The 16274-nt window shown below is 34.0% G+C and carries 17 protein-coding genes; 16 read left to right on the top strand and 1 reads right to left on the bottom strand.

Going from position 1 to position 16274, the window contains the following annotated elements:
* Position 1: 1 nt before the first annotated feature.
* From asnB to wecB, 11 genes are all read left to right on the top strand, one after another.
* A complete protein-coding gene (asnB, locus tag ACOYVE_RS10350) occupies positions 2-1966 on the top strand; it encodes an asparagine synthase (glutamine-hydrolyzing) (protein WP_422881807.1) in 1965 nt (654 codons plus the stop codon).
* Complete coding sequence (locus tag ACOYVE_RS10345) at positions 1963-2829, top strand: glycosyltransferase family 2 protein (RefSeq protein WP_422881806.1); 867 nt, start codon at positions 1963-1965, stop codon at positions 2827-2829. Before asnB ends, ACOYVE_RS10345 begins: the two co-directional genes overlap by 4 nt.
* A 5-nt stretch (positions 2830-2834) precedes the next feature.
* Positions 2835-3989 carry an N-acetyl sugar amidotransferase gene (locus tag ACOYVE_RS10340; RefSeq protein WP_422881804.1) on the top strand — a complete coding sequence of 385 codons (1155 nt, stop codon included), beginning with the start codon at positions 2835-2837 and terminating at the stop codon, positions 3987-3989.
* The gene (gene hisH / locus ACOYVE_RS10335; protein ID WP_422881803.1) at positions 3989-4606 is read left to right on the top strand and encodes an imidazole glycerol phosphate synthase subunit HisH; all 618 of its coding nucleotides are present in this window, start codon (positions 3989-3991) and stop codon (positions 4604-4606) included. Before ACOYVE_RS10340 ends, hisH begins: the two co-directional genes overlap by 1 nt.
* A 104-nt stretch (positions 4607-4710) precedes the next feature.
* Positions 4711-5082, top strand: a complete 372-nt coding sequence (locus tag ACOYVE_RS10330; RefSeq protein WP_422881801.1) for a four helix bundle protein — start codon at positions 4711-4713, stop codon at positions 5080-5082.
* 130 nt (positions 5083-5212) lie between these two features.
* Positions 5213-5974: an AglZ/HisF2 family acetamidino modification protein gene (locus tag ACOYVE_RS10325; protein WP_422881800.1), complete on the top strand. Its 762-nt coding sequence runs from the start codon at positions 5213-5215 to the stop codon at positions 5972-5974.
* Positions 5974-7044, top strand: a complete 1071-nt coding sequence (locus ACOYVE_RS10320) for a DUF354 domain-containing protein (RefSeq protein ID WP_422881798.1) — start codon at positions 5974-5976, stop codon at positions 7042-7044. Before ACOYVE_RS10325 ends, ACOYVE_RS10320 begins: the two co-directional genes overlap by 1 nt.
* Before the next feature lie 18 nt (positions 7045-7062).
* Positions 7063-8220: an N-acetyl sugar amidotransferase gene (locus tag ACOYVE_RS10315; protein ID WP_422881796.1), complete on the top strand. Its 1158-nt coding sequence runs from the start codon at positions 7063-7065 to the stop codon at positions 8218-8220.
* Positions 8221-8617: 397 nt separating this feature from the next.
* Complete coding sequence (locus tag ACOYVE_RS10310) at positions 8618-8800, top strand: four helix bundle protein (protein WP_422881991.1); 183 nt, start codon at positions 8618-8620, stop codon at positions 8798-8800.
* Between the two features lie 242 nt (positions 8801-9042).
* Entirely contained in the window at positions 9043-9426 is a 384-nt protein-coding gene (locus tag ACOYVE_RS10305) for a GxxExxY protein (protein WP_422881795.1), read from the top strand.
* A gap of 325 nt (positions 9427-9751) precedes the next feature.
* Positions 9752-10861 carry a non-hydrolyzing UDP-N-acetylglucosamine 2-epimerase gene (gene wecB, locus ACOYVE_RS10300; RefSeq protein WP_422881793.1) on the top strand — a complete coding sequence of 370 codons (1110 nt, stop codon included), beginning with the start codon at positions 9752-9754 and terminating at the stop codon, positions 10859-10861.
* Between the two features lie 96 nt (positions 10862-10957).
* Here the strand turns inward: wecB and ACOYVE_RS10295 are convergent, their stop codons facing one another.
* Positions 10958-12022 (bottom strand): O-antigen ligase family protein, encoded by a 1065-nt coding sequence (locus tag ACOYVE_RS10295; RefSeq protein ID WP_422881791.1) that lies wholly within the window; start codon positions 12020-12022, stop codon positions 10958-10960.
* 92 nt (positions 12023-12114) lie between these two features.
* Between ACOYVE_RS10295 and ACOYVE_RS10290 the strand changes: the two genes are divergently transcribed.
* The 5 genes from ACOYVE_RS10290 to ACOYVE_RS10270 all read left to right on the top strand — a co-directional run bounded on the left by ACOYVE_RS10290 (position 12115) and on the right by ACOYVE_RS10270 (position 15489).
* On the top strand, positions 12115-13980 hold the full coding sequence (locus ACOYVE_RS10290; RefSeq protein WP_157867436.1) for a sugar transferase: 1866 nt from the start codon (positions 12115-12117) through the stop codon (positions 13978-13980).
* 1 nt (position 13981) lies between these two features.
* The gene (locus ACOYVE_RS10285) at positions 13982-14668 is read left to right on the top strand and encodes a YjbH domain-containing protein (protein WP_014857327.1); all 687 of its coding nucleotides are present in this window, start codon (positions 13982-13984) and stop codon (positions 14666-14668) included.
* 268 nt (positions 14669-14936) lie between these two features.
* Entirely contained in the window at positions 14937-15086 is a 150-nt protein-coding gene (locus tag ACOYVE_RS10280) for a hypothetical protein (RefSeq protein ID WP_157867434.1), read from the top strand.
* Between the two features lie 44 nt (positions 15087-15130).
* Positions 15131-15340 (top strand): 2-oxoisovalerate dehydrogenase, encoded by a 210-nt coding sequence (locus ACOYVE_RS10275; protein WP_422881789.1) that lies wholly within the window; start codon positions 15131-15133, stop codon positions 15338-15340.
* Entirely contained in the window at positions 15337-15489 is a 153-nt protein-coding gene (locus ACOYVE_RS10270; RefSeq protein WP_226990958.1) for a type II toxin-antitoxin system HicA family toxin, read from the top strand. Before ACOYVE_RS10275 ends, ACOYVE_RS10270 begins: the two co-directional genes overlap by 4 nt.
* The last annotated feature ends 785 nt before the right edge of the window (positions 15490-16274 follow it).

Raw genomic sequence — 16274 nt, 5'->3', positions numbered from 1 at the left:
TATGTGTGGATTAGCAGCTGTTTTTTTAAAAGTTAACAATTTTTCGGATATTTCTAGAAGACTAGTACGAATGACTAACATAATCAAACATAGAGGCCCTGATGACGAAGGTTATTTAATAGTTGATAACAATAATAAATTTTACTGTTTCGGGGGTAATGATACAAAATTATATGGTTCAGGAAATGATATTAATTATTTACCTCAATCAAATATAAATGAAAAACATTTTGATAAAAAAATCAAAATTGGACTAGGATTCAGGCGTCTTTCGATACTTGATCTTACTCCTTCAGGCCACCAACCCATGAGTTATGCGCATAGCAGATATTGGATAGTTTTTAATGGCGAAATTTATAACTACCTAGAAATCAGAAATGATCTGAAAAATAAAAATTACAATTTTCAATCAAATACCGATACAGAAGTAATAATGGCTGCTTATGATTATTGGGGAGTTGGTTGCTTAAATAAATTTAATGGAATGTGGGCTTTTATATTAATAGATCTGCAAAAGCAGGAAGTCTTTATAGCTCGTGATAGATTTGGAATAAAACCTCTCTATTATTATAAGGATAATACAAAAGTATTATTTGCTTCTGAAATAAAGCAATTCTTAGCATTCGGCGGCTTAGAAATTGAACCAGATATAGAAAAAATAAAAAATGATTTAATAGTTGATACAAGAGAATATACGCACGAAACAGCATTCAAGAATGTTTACAGATTTCCAAATGCTAACTTTCTAAAATTTAATATCAATAATATTTTTGAAAGTGATTTTAAATTTAATAAATACTATAATTTATCTTTTTTAAATGAAAACAATTATGATAATTTCTCAGATATGCTAGCTAGAAAATACAGTGAAGAGTATTATTCACTACTTGAGGATTCAGTTTCTTTAAGATTAAGATCTGATGTTGAGGTAGGTACATGTTTTTCTGGTGGTTTGGATTCATCTTCGGTAGTTTATATTATAAATAAATTACTAAAAGGAAAGAATAGTATAGAAAAACAAAAGACATTTTCATTAGTTTTTAACTCTCCCCAGACAAAATATTGTGATGAAAGCTTATTTATTGATAAGCTATCGGAAAAATTAAATCTAAATTCTTTTAAGATAGAACCATCTCTACAAGACATTATTGAAAATTATGAGAATATGATTTTTGCTATGGATACGCCGCAGCACAGCACTTTAATGTCTTACTTGCTCACATACAAATTAGCGAAAAGCCATGGGGTAACTGTTACGCTTGATGGACAAGGTGCTGATGAATTGCAAGCTGGATATACTCCTTATTTTCGTTATTACTTTGCTAATACTACATTGGGAAATATGCCTTCCCAAATAAAGAAAAATTATAATTTGATGGAGGGGAGTAAAAATGAAATTAAAACTGGTATTATCTTTTCAGTTTTTAATAGCTTAGGTTTGAAAAATTTCGTGGAAAAACAACTAAGTAAAAGAAATCTTCAAACACCTTATAAAAATGTCAATGAAAAACTATTTGAAGATTTTAATGAAAATTTAATAACTCTTTTTCATTATGGTGACAGGGGGGCAATGATTAATTCGGTTGAATCAAGATTCCCTATGATGGATTATAGATTAGTAGAGTTTTGGATGAATTTGCCATTTACTTATAAAATTCACAACGGATATACAAAGTATATAGCACGTTTAGCAATGAATAAAAAATTGCCTGATGAGATTGTTTGGCGAAGGGATAAAAAAGGTTGGGAAATGCCTCAAAAAGAGTGGATTAAAGATGGATTGGGTGATATAATACTTAGTAAAGTTAGAAAATCCGATTTTCTTAAAGAATTAGAATTGAGTGTTAACGAATTATATTTGAATAAAAATTTCAGTGATCATAAATATTGGAAATACCCAATAAAACTTTACAATTTGGCTTTATGGCATGAGATTTTCTTTGAAAGGTTCAATGAAAGAATATGAAACATGTAATCATAACTCCAGTTAAAAATGAGGAAAATTATATACGATTTACGATTGAGAGCATAATAAATCAAACAGAGCTTCCAATCGAATGGATAATCGTAGATGATGGTTCTACAGATAAAACAGTCTTTATTGTTAAAGAGTTTTTAAAAAGATACAACTGGATCAAGTTAATTAGATTGAATACAAAAGATGAAAAACGGAAAGGAGGAAGCAAGGTTGTAAATGCTTTTTATGAAGGCTATAAAAGGTTAGAAAATACAGATTGGGATTTTATATCAAAAATCGATGGAGATTTGACTCTTCCTAATAATTATTTTGAAATTATTTTTAATGAGTTTAAGAATGAAAAAAATTTAGGGATTTGTGGTGGCACAATCTTCCAAAAAAATGACAAAGGTGAATTAGTTGAAGAAAAGGTACATAATTATTTTGTTCGAGGTGCACTAAAAACAATAAGCCGAGATTGCTGGCAGGAAATTAGTGGATTTAAGAAAATTTGGTTTTGGGATAGTTTGGATTTAATGGAAGCTCATTATAACGGATTTACTACTAAATCTATAAACATTCCTGTAATTCATCATCGAAAAACGAGTAGTGCTTATAACCCAGTATGGCATAGTTTTAAAAGTGGTTATGAATCTTTTAAGATGAGGTATAGTTTTCTTCTCGTATTTATTCGGACTGTTACTACTCTAAAAAAAAGACCTTTTATTGTTTGTAGCTTTTTTTACTTTGCAGGTTTTGTCTTCGCTTTGATAAAACTAGAAAAGAGATTAATCCCTAAAGATCTTTCAACTTTTATTAATTTATTTCATTATAAAGTTATTATTAGTAAACTGAAAAAAATTTTTAGGTAAGATATATGATTTGTAAATTGGGCATTTGGGATGAGACGATTCCCGGTATTAGGTTTGATGATGAAGGTATTTCAAATTATGCTAAAATTCAGCTTAAACTTATGAAAGATTTCCCGAGAGGTGAAATTGGCAAAAAGCAATGGCTTAAAATTGTTGATGAGGTAAAAAAGAAGGGGCGTAATAAAAAATACGATTGTATTATCGGTATTAGCGGCGGAACGGATAGTTCTTATTTACTATACATTGCGAAACAGTATGGTCTTTGTCCTCTTGCTGTTAATCTTGATAATGGATGGAACTCAGAAATTGCTGTGTCTAATATTAAGAAAATGACAAGCGCATTAAATATAGATCTTGAGACTTATGTTATTGATTATGAAGAAATAAAAGATTTAATGCGCTGCTATATGTTGGCCGGACTGCCTTGGATAGATGCACCAACCGATTTAGCTATTCAAGCAGTGCTTTATAAAATTGCTAATGATGAAGATGTTAAATTTATTTTTATTGGAAATGATTTCAGGTCAGAAGGGAAACAACCAACAGAATGGACGTATTCGGACTTTAAACAGCTAAAACACTTGCATAAAAGGTTCGGTAGGGTAAAGCTTGTTACTTATCCGCAAAAATCCTTATGGATGTTGTTCTATCTTGGATATATCAAAAAAATAAAAATGATCCCCGTCTATAATTTTTTACCGTATAACAAAAAAAAAGCAAGAGAATTTTTAACAAAAAATTTCGGTTGGCAATATTATGGCGAGCATCATCATGAAAATCTATTCACAAAATTCGCGATAGGATATTGGCAATATGAGAAATTTGGTATTGACAAGAGAAAAATTACCTATTCTGCTCAGGTATTAAGTGGTGAAGTAACAAGAGATGAAGCTTTAAAACGAGTTTCTAAACCTCCTTATGTAAAGGAAGAAATTGATAAGGATTTAGATTTTGTTCTTAATAAGTTAAATTTTACCAGATCAGAATTCGAAAATATCTGGAAGTCCCCTAACAAATCTTTTCGTGATTATCCATCCTACTACATCTATTTTGAGAAATTTTATTCTTATCTTTGGCCTCTGGTGTCTAAAATTGTTCCGGTTAAGCCAAAAATTTTCTATGAATATGAAGAAAGAAACAACATTGAAAAGGAGAATTAATGGCTTATGTTGCAATAATTGACTACGGCATGGGTAATTTGCGTTCTATTTACAATAAATTAAAAAAATTAGGGACCAACTGTATTATCACTTCACAGCTGAATGAAATTGAAGCCGCTGAAAAAATAGTATTACCCGGCGTTGGAAATTTTAAAGCGGCAATGGAAAAATTGAATAGTTTGAATCTTATAGAAATATTAAACAAGAAAGTGTTGGAAGATAAAGTTCCTATATTGGGTATTTGCCTTGGTGTGCAGTTATTCTGTAAACATAGTGAAGAGGGAGATGCTAAGGGTTTAGGTTGGATCGATGCGGAAGTTGTACGTTTTAGAGTAAGAGACCAAATAAAATATAAAGTACCGCACATGGGGTGGAATGATGTGAAAATTATTAATTCTAACACATTGGATAAATCTATTAAATCAGATGACCAGTTCTATTTTGTTCATAGTTATCATTTGCAATGTAATAATTCGCAAGACATCTGGATGACTACTAATTATGATTACGAATTTGTTTCGGCCGTTCATCGGGAAAATATCTATGGAACTCAGTTTCATCCGGAAAAAAGCCACAATACAGGATTTGAATTGCTAAAGAGGTTTGCGGACCTTTAGGTGTAGTGCAAAAAGCAGAAAGAGTAGGGATATCTTGAAAAAGAGACAGAGAGACGAAGTGACTGAGAGAATTAGCCGAAAGATAAAATCTTTGGAGTGTTGAATTGAAAATAAGATCCCACACAGAATTAGATGTTTATAAAATATCTTTCAATACTGCTATGACAATTTTTGAGTTGACTAAAACTTTTCCAGAAGAGGAAAAATTTTCTTTAACAGATCAAATCCGTAGGTCATCCCGCTCTGTATGTTCTAACTTAGCAGAAGCTTTCAGAAAGAGGAAATATCCAAAATCATTTATTGCAAAATTATCGGATTCCGAAGGTGAAGCCGCAGAAACTCAAGTTTGGCTCGATTTCTCATTGAAATGTAAATATATAGGACAAGATGATTATAATAAATTGTATCAAAATTATGAAAATATTATTGGCAAATTAGTCAGTATGTCTTTACAACCTGAAAAGTGGAGTTATTAATCAAATCTAATTATTGCTTAAAATCACTAAGTCCCTTTGTCTCCTATTCCCTAAGTTTCTAAGTCAATGTTCATTGTCATAATCTAAAAAATTATACACACGAATCAATAAAGTAAACTAGCGTGTAACCATGTTTAGACCTCGTGTTATTCCTGTTCTTCTTCTAAAAAATCTTGGGTTAGTTAAATCTATTAAATTCAAAAACCATAGATACATTGGTGATCCCATAAACGCTGTTAAAATATTTAATGATAAAAAAGCTGACGAATTGGTTTTTCTTGATATTAGTGCAACAAAAGAAAAGAGATTGATTCCGCTCGAGTTTGTCCATAAGGTCGGGGACGAGGCAAATATGCCTTTTGCTGTAGGCGGTGGAATCAGAAACATTGAGGATATTAGAAAAATACTAAATTTGGGCGCCGAAAAAGTAGTGTTGAATACTATAGCTTGTGAAAGTCCTGAATTTATCAAAAAAGCGGCAGATACATTTGGTTCTTCGACGATTGTTGTTTGCATCGATATTAAGAAAAATATTTTTAACAAATACCAGGTGGTTTACAGAAATGCAAGTCATAAAATTAATAAAGATGCTGTTGAATTTGCTCAGCGAGTAGAAGAATACGGCGCAGGTGAAATTATTGTTCAGTCGGTCGACAGAGACGGGACCTATAACGGATATGACATTGAATTAATAAAAAATATCTCCCGTGCAGTTACCATTCCGGTTATTGCACTGGGTGGAGCAAGAAATTATAATGATTTTAAATTAGCTGTAAATGATGCGAAGGCATCTGCCGTAGCTGCGGGGAGCTTATTTGTTTATCATGGTCCCAGAAGAGCGGTTTTGATTAATTATCCTTCTAAAAATGAAATGAGAGAGATATTTGAATAATGAAAATAATGATTGATATAGGGCATCCAGCTCATGTTCACTATTTTAGAAACTTTATTAAAATTATGGAAGGCAAAGGCCATAAGTTCCTAATTACTGCACGAGATAAAGAGGTTACGCAGTATTTACTTCAAGTATATAATTTAAATTATATAAATCGTGGTACAGGACGTAAAGGGATATTTGGGAAATTTTTATATATTATTGAAGGGAATTACATTTTACTTAAATCTGCATTAAAGTTTAAGCCTGATTTATTCTTAAGTTTCTCTTCTCCTTATGCCGCTCAGGTTTCATGGTTACTAGGTAAGCCACATATAGCATTTGATGACACGGAACATGCAAAATATGAACATTTAATGTATGTGCCATTTACTGATGCAATTTTAACCCCAGATTGTTTTTTAAAAGATTTTGGGAATAAACATCTTACATTTGCTGGATATATGGAATTAAGCTATTTACATCCTAATAGGTTCATGCCAGATAAATCTGTGCTTAAGCAGATTGGTATTAAAGAAAATGAAAAATATGTTATTATTAGACTTGTTTCCTGGAATGCTAGTCATGATTGGGGTTATAAAGGCATGGATAAAGGTCTTATATATAGTATTATTGATGAATTGGCACCATATGCAAAAATTTTCATCAGTTCAGAGGGTAATATGCCAGAGAATTTAATAAAATATAAACTCAATATCCCTCCTGAAAAATTGCATGATTTATTAGCTTTTGCATCACTTTATATAGGCGAAGGAGCAACTACTGCTTCGGAATGTATAATGATGGGAGTACCTGCAATTTATGTAAATAAATTAGATGCTGGTACTTTGCAAGATCAAATTAAATATGGATTGATAATAAATAAATTCAATGAAAATGAAATCACTAATATAGCCAAGTCAATATTAAGTGATAAATCTATAAAAGAAAAATACAATAAATATAAAAGTATGCTGTATGAAGAGAAAATAGATGTTACTACTTTTATGGAGTGGTTTGTGGAGAATTATCCTGAAAGTTTTAAAATTTTAAAAAAAAATCCTAATTATCAATATAATTTTAAGTAAGAATAGAGAAAATTGCATATGAAAATTATTCCTTATAATTATAACTATAACAAAATTTGCTCACGTTGTGTTATGGACGATACCGTTCCTGGCATCCAATTTGACGAAAATGGCGTTTGTAGATTTTGCCATATTCACGATGAATTGGAAAAAAAATATCCTTTAGATGAAACAGCTTCGATTAGGCTGAACAGGATAATAGAAAAAATAAAGAAAGACGGCAAAGGGAAAAAATATGACTGTATTGTCGGTGTAAGCGGTGGCCGGGATAGCACTTACACTTTGTATAATGCGGTTAAGCTTGGTTTACGCCCACTTGCTGTGCATTTTGATAATGGTTGGGATTCTGAGATAGCTGTAAAAAATATAGAAAACGCCTGCAAAAAATTAAATGTGGATCTCCATACCCACGTCGCTGATTGGGAAGAATTCAAAGATTTACAGCGAAGCTTTTTATTTGCTTCTGTCCCCGATGCAGAAGTTCCGACAGACTGGATTATTTTTTCCGTGTTATACAATGAAGCGGCAAAATTAGGTGTAAAATATATTGTTCATGGACATTCTTTTCGTACTGAAGGGACAGCACCGCTATTCTGGACATACATGGATGGGCGCTATGTTCACTATGTTCAAAAAATATTCGGTAAAAGAAAGCTAAAAAGCTTTCCTAATATGAATTTGGTTAAATATCTATATTTTTCCTTTATCAAAAAAATTAAGCAGATTCGCATTTTATATTACATTCCATATAATGAGAAAGAAGTTTTTAATTTACTGGAAAATGAACTGGGCTGGAAAAATTACGGCGATAAACATCACGAGTCCAAATATACGGCCTTTTTTCAATCCTATATACTGCCGCGTAAATTTAATATCGATAAAAGAAAACTTCACTATTCCGCCAAAGTAAGGAATGGACAACTATCCCGAGAAGAGGCACTAAAAGTAATTGAAACTGATCCTTTTACTGGTGGGCAGGAATTATTGGATTATTGCCTGAAGAAACTGGATTTGAGTTATGAAGATTTTGATAAAATAATGAACGCATCGCCGAAATCTTTTATTGATTATCATTCCTATTATCCGCTTGTTAAAGCTCTCCAAAAACCCATAAAATGGGGCAATTCAATTGGTGTTGTTCCGGATACGGTTTATAAGAAGTACTTCGGTACTTAATTCAGAGGTTAGAAGTTAATGAGCTGTAAGCAGTAGGAAGTAGGTAGTAGGAAGCAGGAAGGATAAATTGGAAAAGAAGCAGTACCGTGGTTTTAGAGATTTAATCGTTTACCCGGTGTAATATTTTTTTGGGGAAAATGGACAAAATGATATGAGAGATATACAGAACAGCTTGCACAGCTTAAAATATTTGTGTTTTACACGGGGTAAATCAGAAATCATACAGCTTAGCGGTTGATATCTTCAACGAGACAAAAGGTTTTCCCAGAGAAGAATTATACTTTTATCCCGTGAAATAGATATTAATTTACATTATTGTATTAATCAATTATGCTATGAATAGATTTAATAATTATGTTTTTTATGAAAGTATTATTTCACGGGACAGGCAGATCAAATCAGGAGGTCTTCGCGGTCAGTTGCGGCGAATATCGCCGAAGCGTGGCCGAAGAGAAAATATCCGAAATTATTTGTTCGTAAATTAATTGATGCCGCCGGAGAAGTATCTGTGACGGAATTTTGGTTAGATATGTCAAAAGACCTGGATTATTTGAAAATTGAGATACATAGAAATTTGTAGAATCGCTGCCGGAAAATAGAAAAAATGCTCAATAGCATGATTAATCAGCCGGAGAAATTTTGTCACTAACATCTACATACTATTTACTTCTTACTACATACTTGAAACGACAGAATGTGAAGAATGTTGTCACAAGGATTTTGATAAAAAGTAATAGGATTTGATCAGTGGTATCAGCGAGAGATTTATTTCACGCAGATTACGCAGATTTACGCAGATGGAAATCAGCGAGAGAAAAATAAATGGAAAAAATTGAAAATATTATTTCATACGACATTAGGGGAGCAATTTTTAATGTTTATAATAATCTTGGACCTGGTCTGTTAGAATCAGTTTATGAAACTGCACTGGCTTATGAATTAGAAAAAATAGGTAGAAAAGTCAAAAAACAAGTAGCTATACCGGTTATATATAATGAGGAAAGAATCGATTTAGGATTCAGATTGGATTTATTGGTTGATAATCTGGTGATTGTGGAAATTAAATCGGTGGAAGCATTAGCACCGGTTCATCATAAACAGCTGCTTACCTATTTGAGACTGACAGGACTCAAGCTTGGAATCCTGGTGAATTTTAATTCGGATGACCTTGAAAAGAATATTGTTAGAATAGTAAATCATCTTTGATTTATTTCACGCAGATTATGGAGGGATATTTCACGCAGATTGCGCGGATGGTCGCAGAAAAAAATCAGCGCATATCTGCGATATCAGCGAGAGAAAAGTTTCACTCAGGTTGCGCGGGGATATTTCACGCAGATTGCGCGGATGGTCGCAGAAAAAAATCAGCGCATATCTGCGATATCAGCGAGAGAAAAGTTTCACTCAGGTTGCGCGGGGATATTTCACGCAGATTACGCGGATCTACGCAGAAAAAAATCAGCGATTATCAGCGGTATCAGCGAGAGAGTATAATTTTAATTCAATAACATGTAAAAAATTTGGTTAAAATATGAAAATAATTTCCGTCGTAGGCGCACGCCCGAATTTTATGAAAATTGCTCCGTTTAAGCGGGCTATTGATGAAATTACTTCCTCGGGCAGGAGAATAGACCACATCCTGGTCCACACAGGTCAACATTATGACGAAAAAATGAGTAAAATTTTTTTCGAAGACCTGGAACTTCCCAAACCGGACTTTTATCTTGGAGTAGGGGGAGGGAGTCATGCAGAGCAAACCGCCAAAATAATGATAGAGTTTGAAAAAGTTTTATTAAATGAAAAACCTAATCTTGTTGTTGTGGTCGGCGATGTAAACTCAACGTTGGCTTGTTCTCTAACGGCGGTTAAAATGGGTATAAAGGTAGCGCATATTGAATCGGGGCTTAGAAGTTTTGACAGAACTATGCCGGAGGAAATCAATCGAATTGTCACCGATTCGATTTCCGACTTTTTATTTGTAAGTGAACCAAGCGGCATAAAAAATCTGTATAATGAAGGCGTAACTAGTGAAAAGGTATTTTTCGTAGGCAATGTAATGATTGACTCGTTGAAATATTATTTGAATAAGAACGGTACCGGTGAATTATTTAATAAAAATAATATTGCACCGCATCAATATTGTCTGGTTACGTTACATCGTCCGTCAAATGTTGACAATCCGGAAAATCTTGATAAAATAATCGGTCTGCTAAACAATATATCGAACAAACTTACTGTCTTTTTCCCGGTTCATCCCAGAACAAGTAAAAATATTGAAAAATATAATTTGTCCCAAAAGCTTAATTCTAATATTATTTTATCCGAGCCGGTTGGATACCTGGATTTTATTAATTTATTAAAAGAAGCAAAATTTGTACTGACCGACAGCGGGGGAATCCAGGAAGAAACTACCTGGTTGGGAATACCTTGCATTACATTAAGAAATACTACCGAACGCCCGGTAACTGTCGATGAGGGCACAAACTATCTTGCCGGCGAAGATGTCGAACGCGCATTTTATTACGTTCAAGAAATTATGAAGGGTAATGTTAAAAAAGGAAACATACCGGAACTATGGGACGGAAATGCGGCAAAACGTATTATTAACATATTAGTTGAAAGATTACAAGGAATAAATTAACTCTTATTGTAAATTAATATCGTTCATCCGCTTCTCAATCATTCCCACATACATCCACAAAATCGTCTGTGTGGAAATGTCTTTGGAGAAAAGCGATCACCATAGAGCGAGCAGCGCAATCGAAAATAGAATTTTGGATTTTCGATAAGCCGAAGTCAATATTTTGTAAAGAAGTAAAATCAACAAGATTATTCCCGCTAGTCCCATTTCGCTCCCCGCTTCCAGAAATATATTATGAGGGTATTTGTAAATATGAACAAACGGTTTATCCGCCGGGCATTTAAATCCTCCCAGTCCGAAGCCCGTTAAGGGTTTCTCCCTTATTTTTTCCATAGCCGTTTCCCAGAGATCGAGTCTGCTTTCTATCGAATAATCGTTTTTATTGCCGGCGGAAAAAAGATTCTTGTACCTCTCCGTCTTTTGAGGAAATAAAAGAAAGGCAATTACTAATGACGAAATCAATAAACAGCCGGTTATAAATCGATTCTTACCTGTAAAGATAAAATAGATGGTAATTAGAATAACTCCTGTCACACTCGCCCAATGCGCAATGAAAATCAACCCCGTATTTAAATACAGAACCGGGAAGAATATCTTATAAATTGTATTTTTATTTTCCTCGGTTGAAATCAAATAGTTGAACCACAGAATTATTGGCGATAATATCTTGGAGGCAATTACATGACTGTATTCCAGGTTGAGTATATTATAAGTCCCTGTATACGTAAAACTGCCCGTAAATAATAAAAATGCCATGAATACAATACTGCCCGCGAACAAGAAAGGAATTAATATGCGCAGCAAAGTTTTGTCGGCTATTTCTTTAATGTAAATAATCAGTAAAATTGACGGCAGCGTCCCTATAACGAAATTTGTCAGCTTTAGCGCTCCAAACTCCTTATTGCACGAATATGTTAAGTTTAATGCAAAAACCAAAAATATTATAACCAGATATTTGAATTTAATTTTATCTTTCGTTATTATTGTAGCGTACTTGATATTATTTAATTTTATACTAACAACCGCAAAGGGTAAGATAACAATAAATAGGGCAGCTTTAAGGATAAAACTGTAGGGCAAGTAATTAGATATCTGAGCACAGCCGACCTGAAGTATAAACAAAAAAACTAATACTGTTTCCGTTATTCTCTTTCTGTTCATTTTAATTGTAAAGGGCAAATTATATCATGGGCTCCAAAATAGTTTTTGACCTGTTTACTTACTTATTTATCTATTTTTCATTCGGTTTCTTTTTGACAAGTAAACTAAAACCTTTTGCGGGCGATCCCCTTGTAATTCTTATACTTTTAGCTTCGGTTTTGATAAGTTCCCTCTTGACGCGGCAATATTCTACCGCCAATAATAAAAAATTTTACGAATATGCAAAACAACTTTTGCTTACTACGTCTGTAATTTTAGTCACCGTAACTCTCCTTGTGAATCTTACAAATATTTCAGTTCCGGAAATCAGGATAATTTTAATCGGAACAATAGCCCTTGTTTTTTCTCTCAAATTATTTCTGCTCGTTTTCGATTTTCTTTTCAAGGAAAAGAAACAAAATATAGCCGTAAATTTTTCGCCTATGCTGTTAATTGCAGACATTCTGCTGATTGGCGCAATTATTTCGTATGCTCATTTAATACGCGGAAACGGCAGTCTCGGAAAAAGCGACTTGCTGGCAATTACAATATTTATTTCGCTCTGGTTTATTACCGGTTTATTGATTCACGGATTCAATCGATGGGGCAGTTATAGTAACTTCTGGAGATTTATTTGGACGCATATTAAATCCAACTTAATTTTAATAGTATTTGTGACGACATTATTCTTATTTCTTGAGCCGGTTATTAATATTACTTCCGAATCATACAGTATCGGTTATGTTTTCGGTATCTCTTCGATAATAGTTAATACGTTTCTTTTCATAATATTTAAAAAACCCGGAGAAGACATTATTAATTACAAATTAATGCGCGCTTCTGAAATTTATGACGAACCGCTATTGAAATATGTAGAACGAAGCGAAGGGAAGTATGCGCCGGAAGAAAATCCATACAATCCTTATTTCTATGACGAATTGGCTAATATTTTTTTAAAGAAATTTCCTGCAGTGCTCGAATTTGTTAACGATGCTATCGATCTATTCAGAGTTGATTTCAGAAAATCCGTAGTGCATCGCTCCTCGGATACTTACAATGTGGAAGTGTTGCCTGAGGATACGATCGAACTCTATATGAATCTGCACGAAATTAATGATATGCGCAGAATAAATAATTATTTGATTCAGGTAAATAAGAAACTAATCGACGGCGGCGTATTTGTCGGTTGCGTCGAGCCGATAAATCTGCGGCGTAAAAAGTTTATGGAAAAATATCCTTACTACATGGCGCTTGCTTTCTACTTCCTGGATTTTGTTTTTAACCGGGTCATACCCAAAATCTCCGTATTTAAACAAATTTATTTCTCATTGACAAAGGGAAAGAGAAGGGTAATTTCGTTGTCCGAAACGCTGGGAAGACTCTATTACTGCGGCTTTGAAGTAATTAACTTGAAATCTATCGGTACAAACGTCTACTTTGTCGCCAAAAAAATTAAAAACCCCCTTTCGGACGAATCGCCTTCTTACGGACCTTTGATTAAATTGAAGCGAGTAGGCAAAGACGGAAATATTATAAAAGTTTATAAGTTCAGAACAATGTATCCGTATTCTGAATATTTGCAGAGATTTATTTACGAAAAGGCTAATCTACAGGAAGGCGGTAAATTTAAGAATGACCTTAGAATAACGAGTTGGGGGAAAGTGCTTCGCAAACTCTGGCTAGACGAACTACCGATGTTAATTAATTTCTTAAGGGGAGAATTAAAAATTGTTGGCGTAAGACCTATTAGTTTGCAGTATTTTTATTTGTATAAAGAAGAATTGCGCAATCGCAGGATTAAATATAAACCCGGATTATTCCCTCCGTATTATTACGACTTGCCGAAAACACTCGAAGAAATTATGGAATCCGAGAAAAAATACCTTGACTCTTACGACAGACACCCGATTTGGACGGATATTAAGTATTTTTGCGTTATTGCCTATAATATATTAATTAAAAAAGCGCGTTCAGCTTAAAGTGAAAAAATTTATATTCCCGTTGGCGTTATGCTTATTTAACTTTCCCGTACTCTCGCAATCCCTGACAGGCATGAACGGTTTGCTTTCGATTCCCGTGCCTTATATCGGTGAAGATGCAAAGGTTACTTCGGGAGTGAATTTTATAGATCGTAAATACACGGATTATTCCCAAGGTAAGCGTGATTTGCTAAATATATTTGTTTCGATTAATTATTTGCCATTTGTCGAACTTGGCGTACGAGCGACTCGTCAGTTGAATTATCAGGGGAATAGCCATACGGTAGATCGAATGTTTAATATAAAAATACAATTAATTGAGGAAGATAAATATTTGCCTGCGCTGTCTGTGGGATTCAATAATCCCTACAGTTCGGTTCAAAGCGCCAATCATTTTAACTCGACATTTATAGTAGTTGCCAAACAAATACGAACAAGTTTAGGACAGGTTTCAGCGGTTTTGGGATACGGTAAAGATATTATCAAAGCAGCCGATTATCAATTCATCGGTCTGTTCGGCGGGATTTCGTATAAGCCGTATGATTTTGTAGAATTTATTGTGGAAAACGACGCCGAACGATTCAACGGCGCCCTCCGCATCCACTTCTTCAAACATATCCATCTTCTCGCCGGAATGATGAACTTCAAAGATTTCAGCGGCGGCATTTCTTTTAGCTTCGCGCTTTGATTGATAGCGCGCATATATTAAGTACAAGAAATGCAGTATTGTGTCTTTCTGAGGAAGTCCGACCTAGAAGGATTGACGAAGAATCTGACGGTGTGTTTTATTAACGTGAAAATTTTTTCTGAGATACTTCCCCCGCCGTTGGCGGATCATATGACAGTCACTAATCCCTGATCCCTAACCCCTAATCCCTCACTTTGATGAATCCCGACGCAGACGGGACGACGAAAAATCTGCTTTTTTAAAATTTAAATGATCGGTATGAGCATCTATGCCAATCTATGGATGGCTCAGAATTACGCCCTGGGAGTTTGCTTCGTCATTCGCATACCAGCTCATTCCTCGCAAAGACATAGACTTACTACCGATAGCCAGACTTGCCAGACGGTCATATTATTTCAGTCATTGTCTCGGATATTAAGTTTTATATATTTTTAGAGTAATAATTAACAAACGAGCTGCAAAATGAAAAATGAAATTATTTTTGTTGTTGAAGATTCGCTGGACGGAGGATATGAAGCGAAAGCATTGGATTACTCTATTTTTACAGAAGCTGAAACAATGGAAGAACTAAAGAGAAATATTGTTGAAGCGGTCAATTGCCATTTCGATGAAGAAGAAAAGCCGTTAATTATAAGACTCCATTATATAAAAGAAGAATTGTTATCCGCATGAAAATTCCACGAGATATCTCAGCGGAGAAATTTGGATATAATATAAAGCGTCAAAAGGGAAGTCATATAAGATTAACAGTTGATTTAGGAGGTAGGCTGCATCATATAACAATTCCAAATCATAATTCTATAAAAAATAGGAACTCTTAATAATATTTTGAGCGATTTGTCTAAAGTTCATAGAATAGATAAAAAAGATATAGTTAAAAAATTATTTGAATAAAAGTACTTTATCGTTATGTGAGTTTTACGAGAAGACAAAAAAACAAATGACTCGAATTATATAATACCCCCGAATATTAAGGGGGTTTTTATTATGAAAAGTAAGTATGACTTTAGTCATATTGAACCGGATACTTCCGGGCAAATGTTTTCTTAGCATATCCGACGGCGCATGCGGGAAAGGAATTCACATGTTTTTAATCGAATTGAAAATACTTTATCAGACACTGACTGATTCATCAGACACTGACTGATTCATCAGACTCTGACTGATCAGTATGACAGATCCCTAATCCCTGTTCCCTAATCCCTAACCCCTCACTTTGAGGAATCCCGGCATAAACGGATTGACGAAGAATCTGCTGATGACTTTTTGCTTTGCTTAATTGACTAAGAGATACTTCCCCCGCTAAAGCGGGACTCAGTATGACACAATACTGCAATGCTTTAGCATTCTTCGCGCACTTCGCGGTTGATAAATCTTGAGAGTTCGCTTATTCCGCATACTGTAGGGTTGCAAAGGCGAATAGATAATAGCCGGTTTCGATTTTGTCTATTGCCAAATTACCAAGATTACAAGATTGCAAATTACCAAAATTGCAAGTTAGCAAGATTACAAGATTGCAAATTACCAAGATTGCAAGATTTTCAAATTGCCAAGAACATCAAAACCCCAAAACCAAGAACTCCAAAACCAAGAACTTGAACCCCAA

Source organism: Melioribacter sp., from assembly GCF_049325435.1.
Classification (GTDB): domain Bacteria; phylum Bacteroidota; class Ignavibacteria; order Ignavibacteriales; family Melioribacteraceae; genus Melioribacter; species Melioribacter roseus.
Note: the sequence above shows the minus strand (reverse complement) of the source record. Positions and strands in the feature narration are given on the sequence as shown.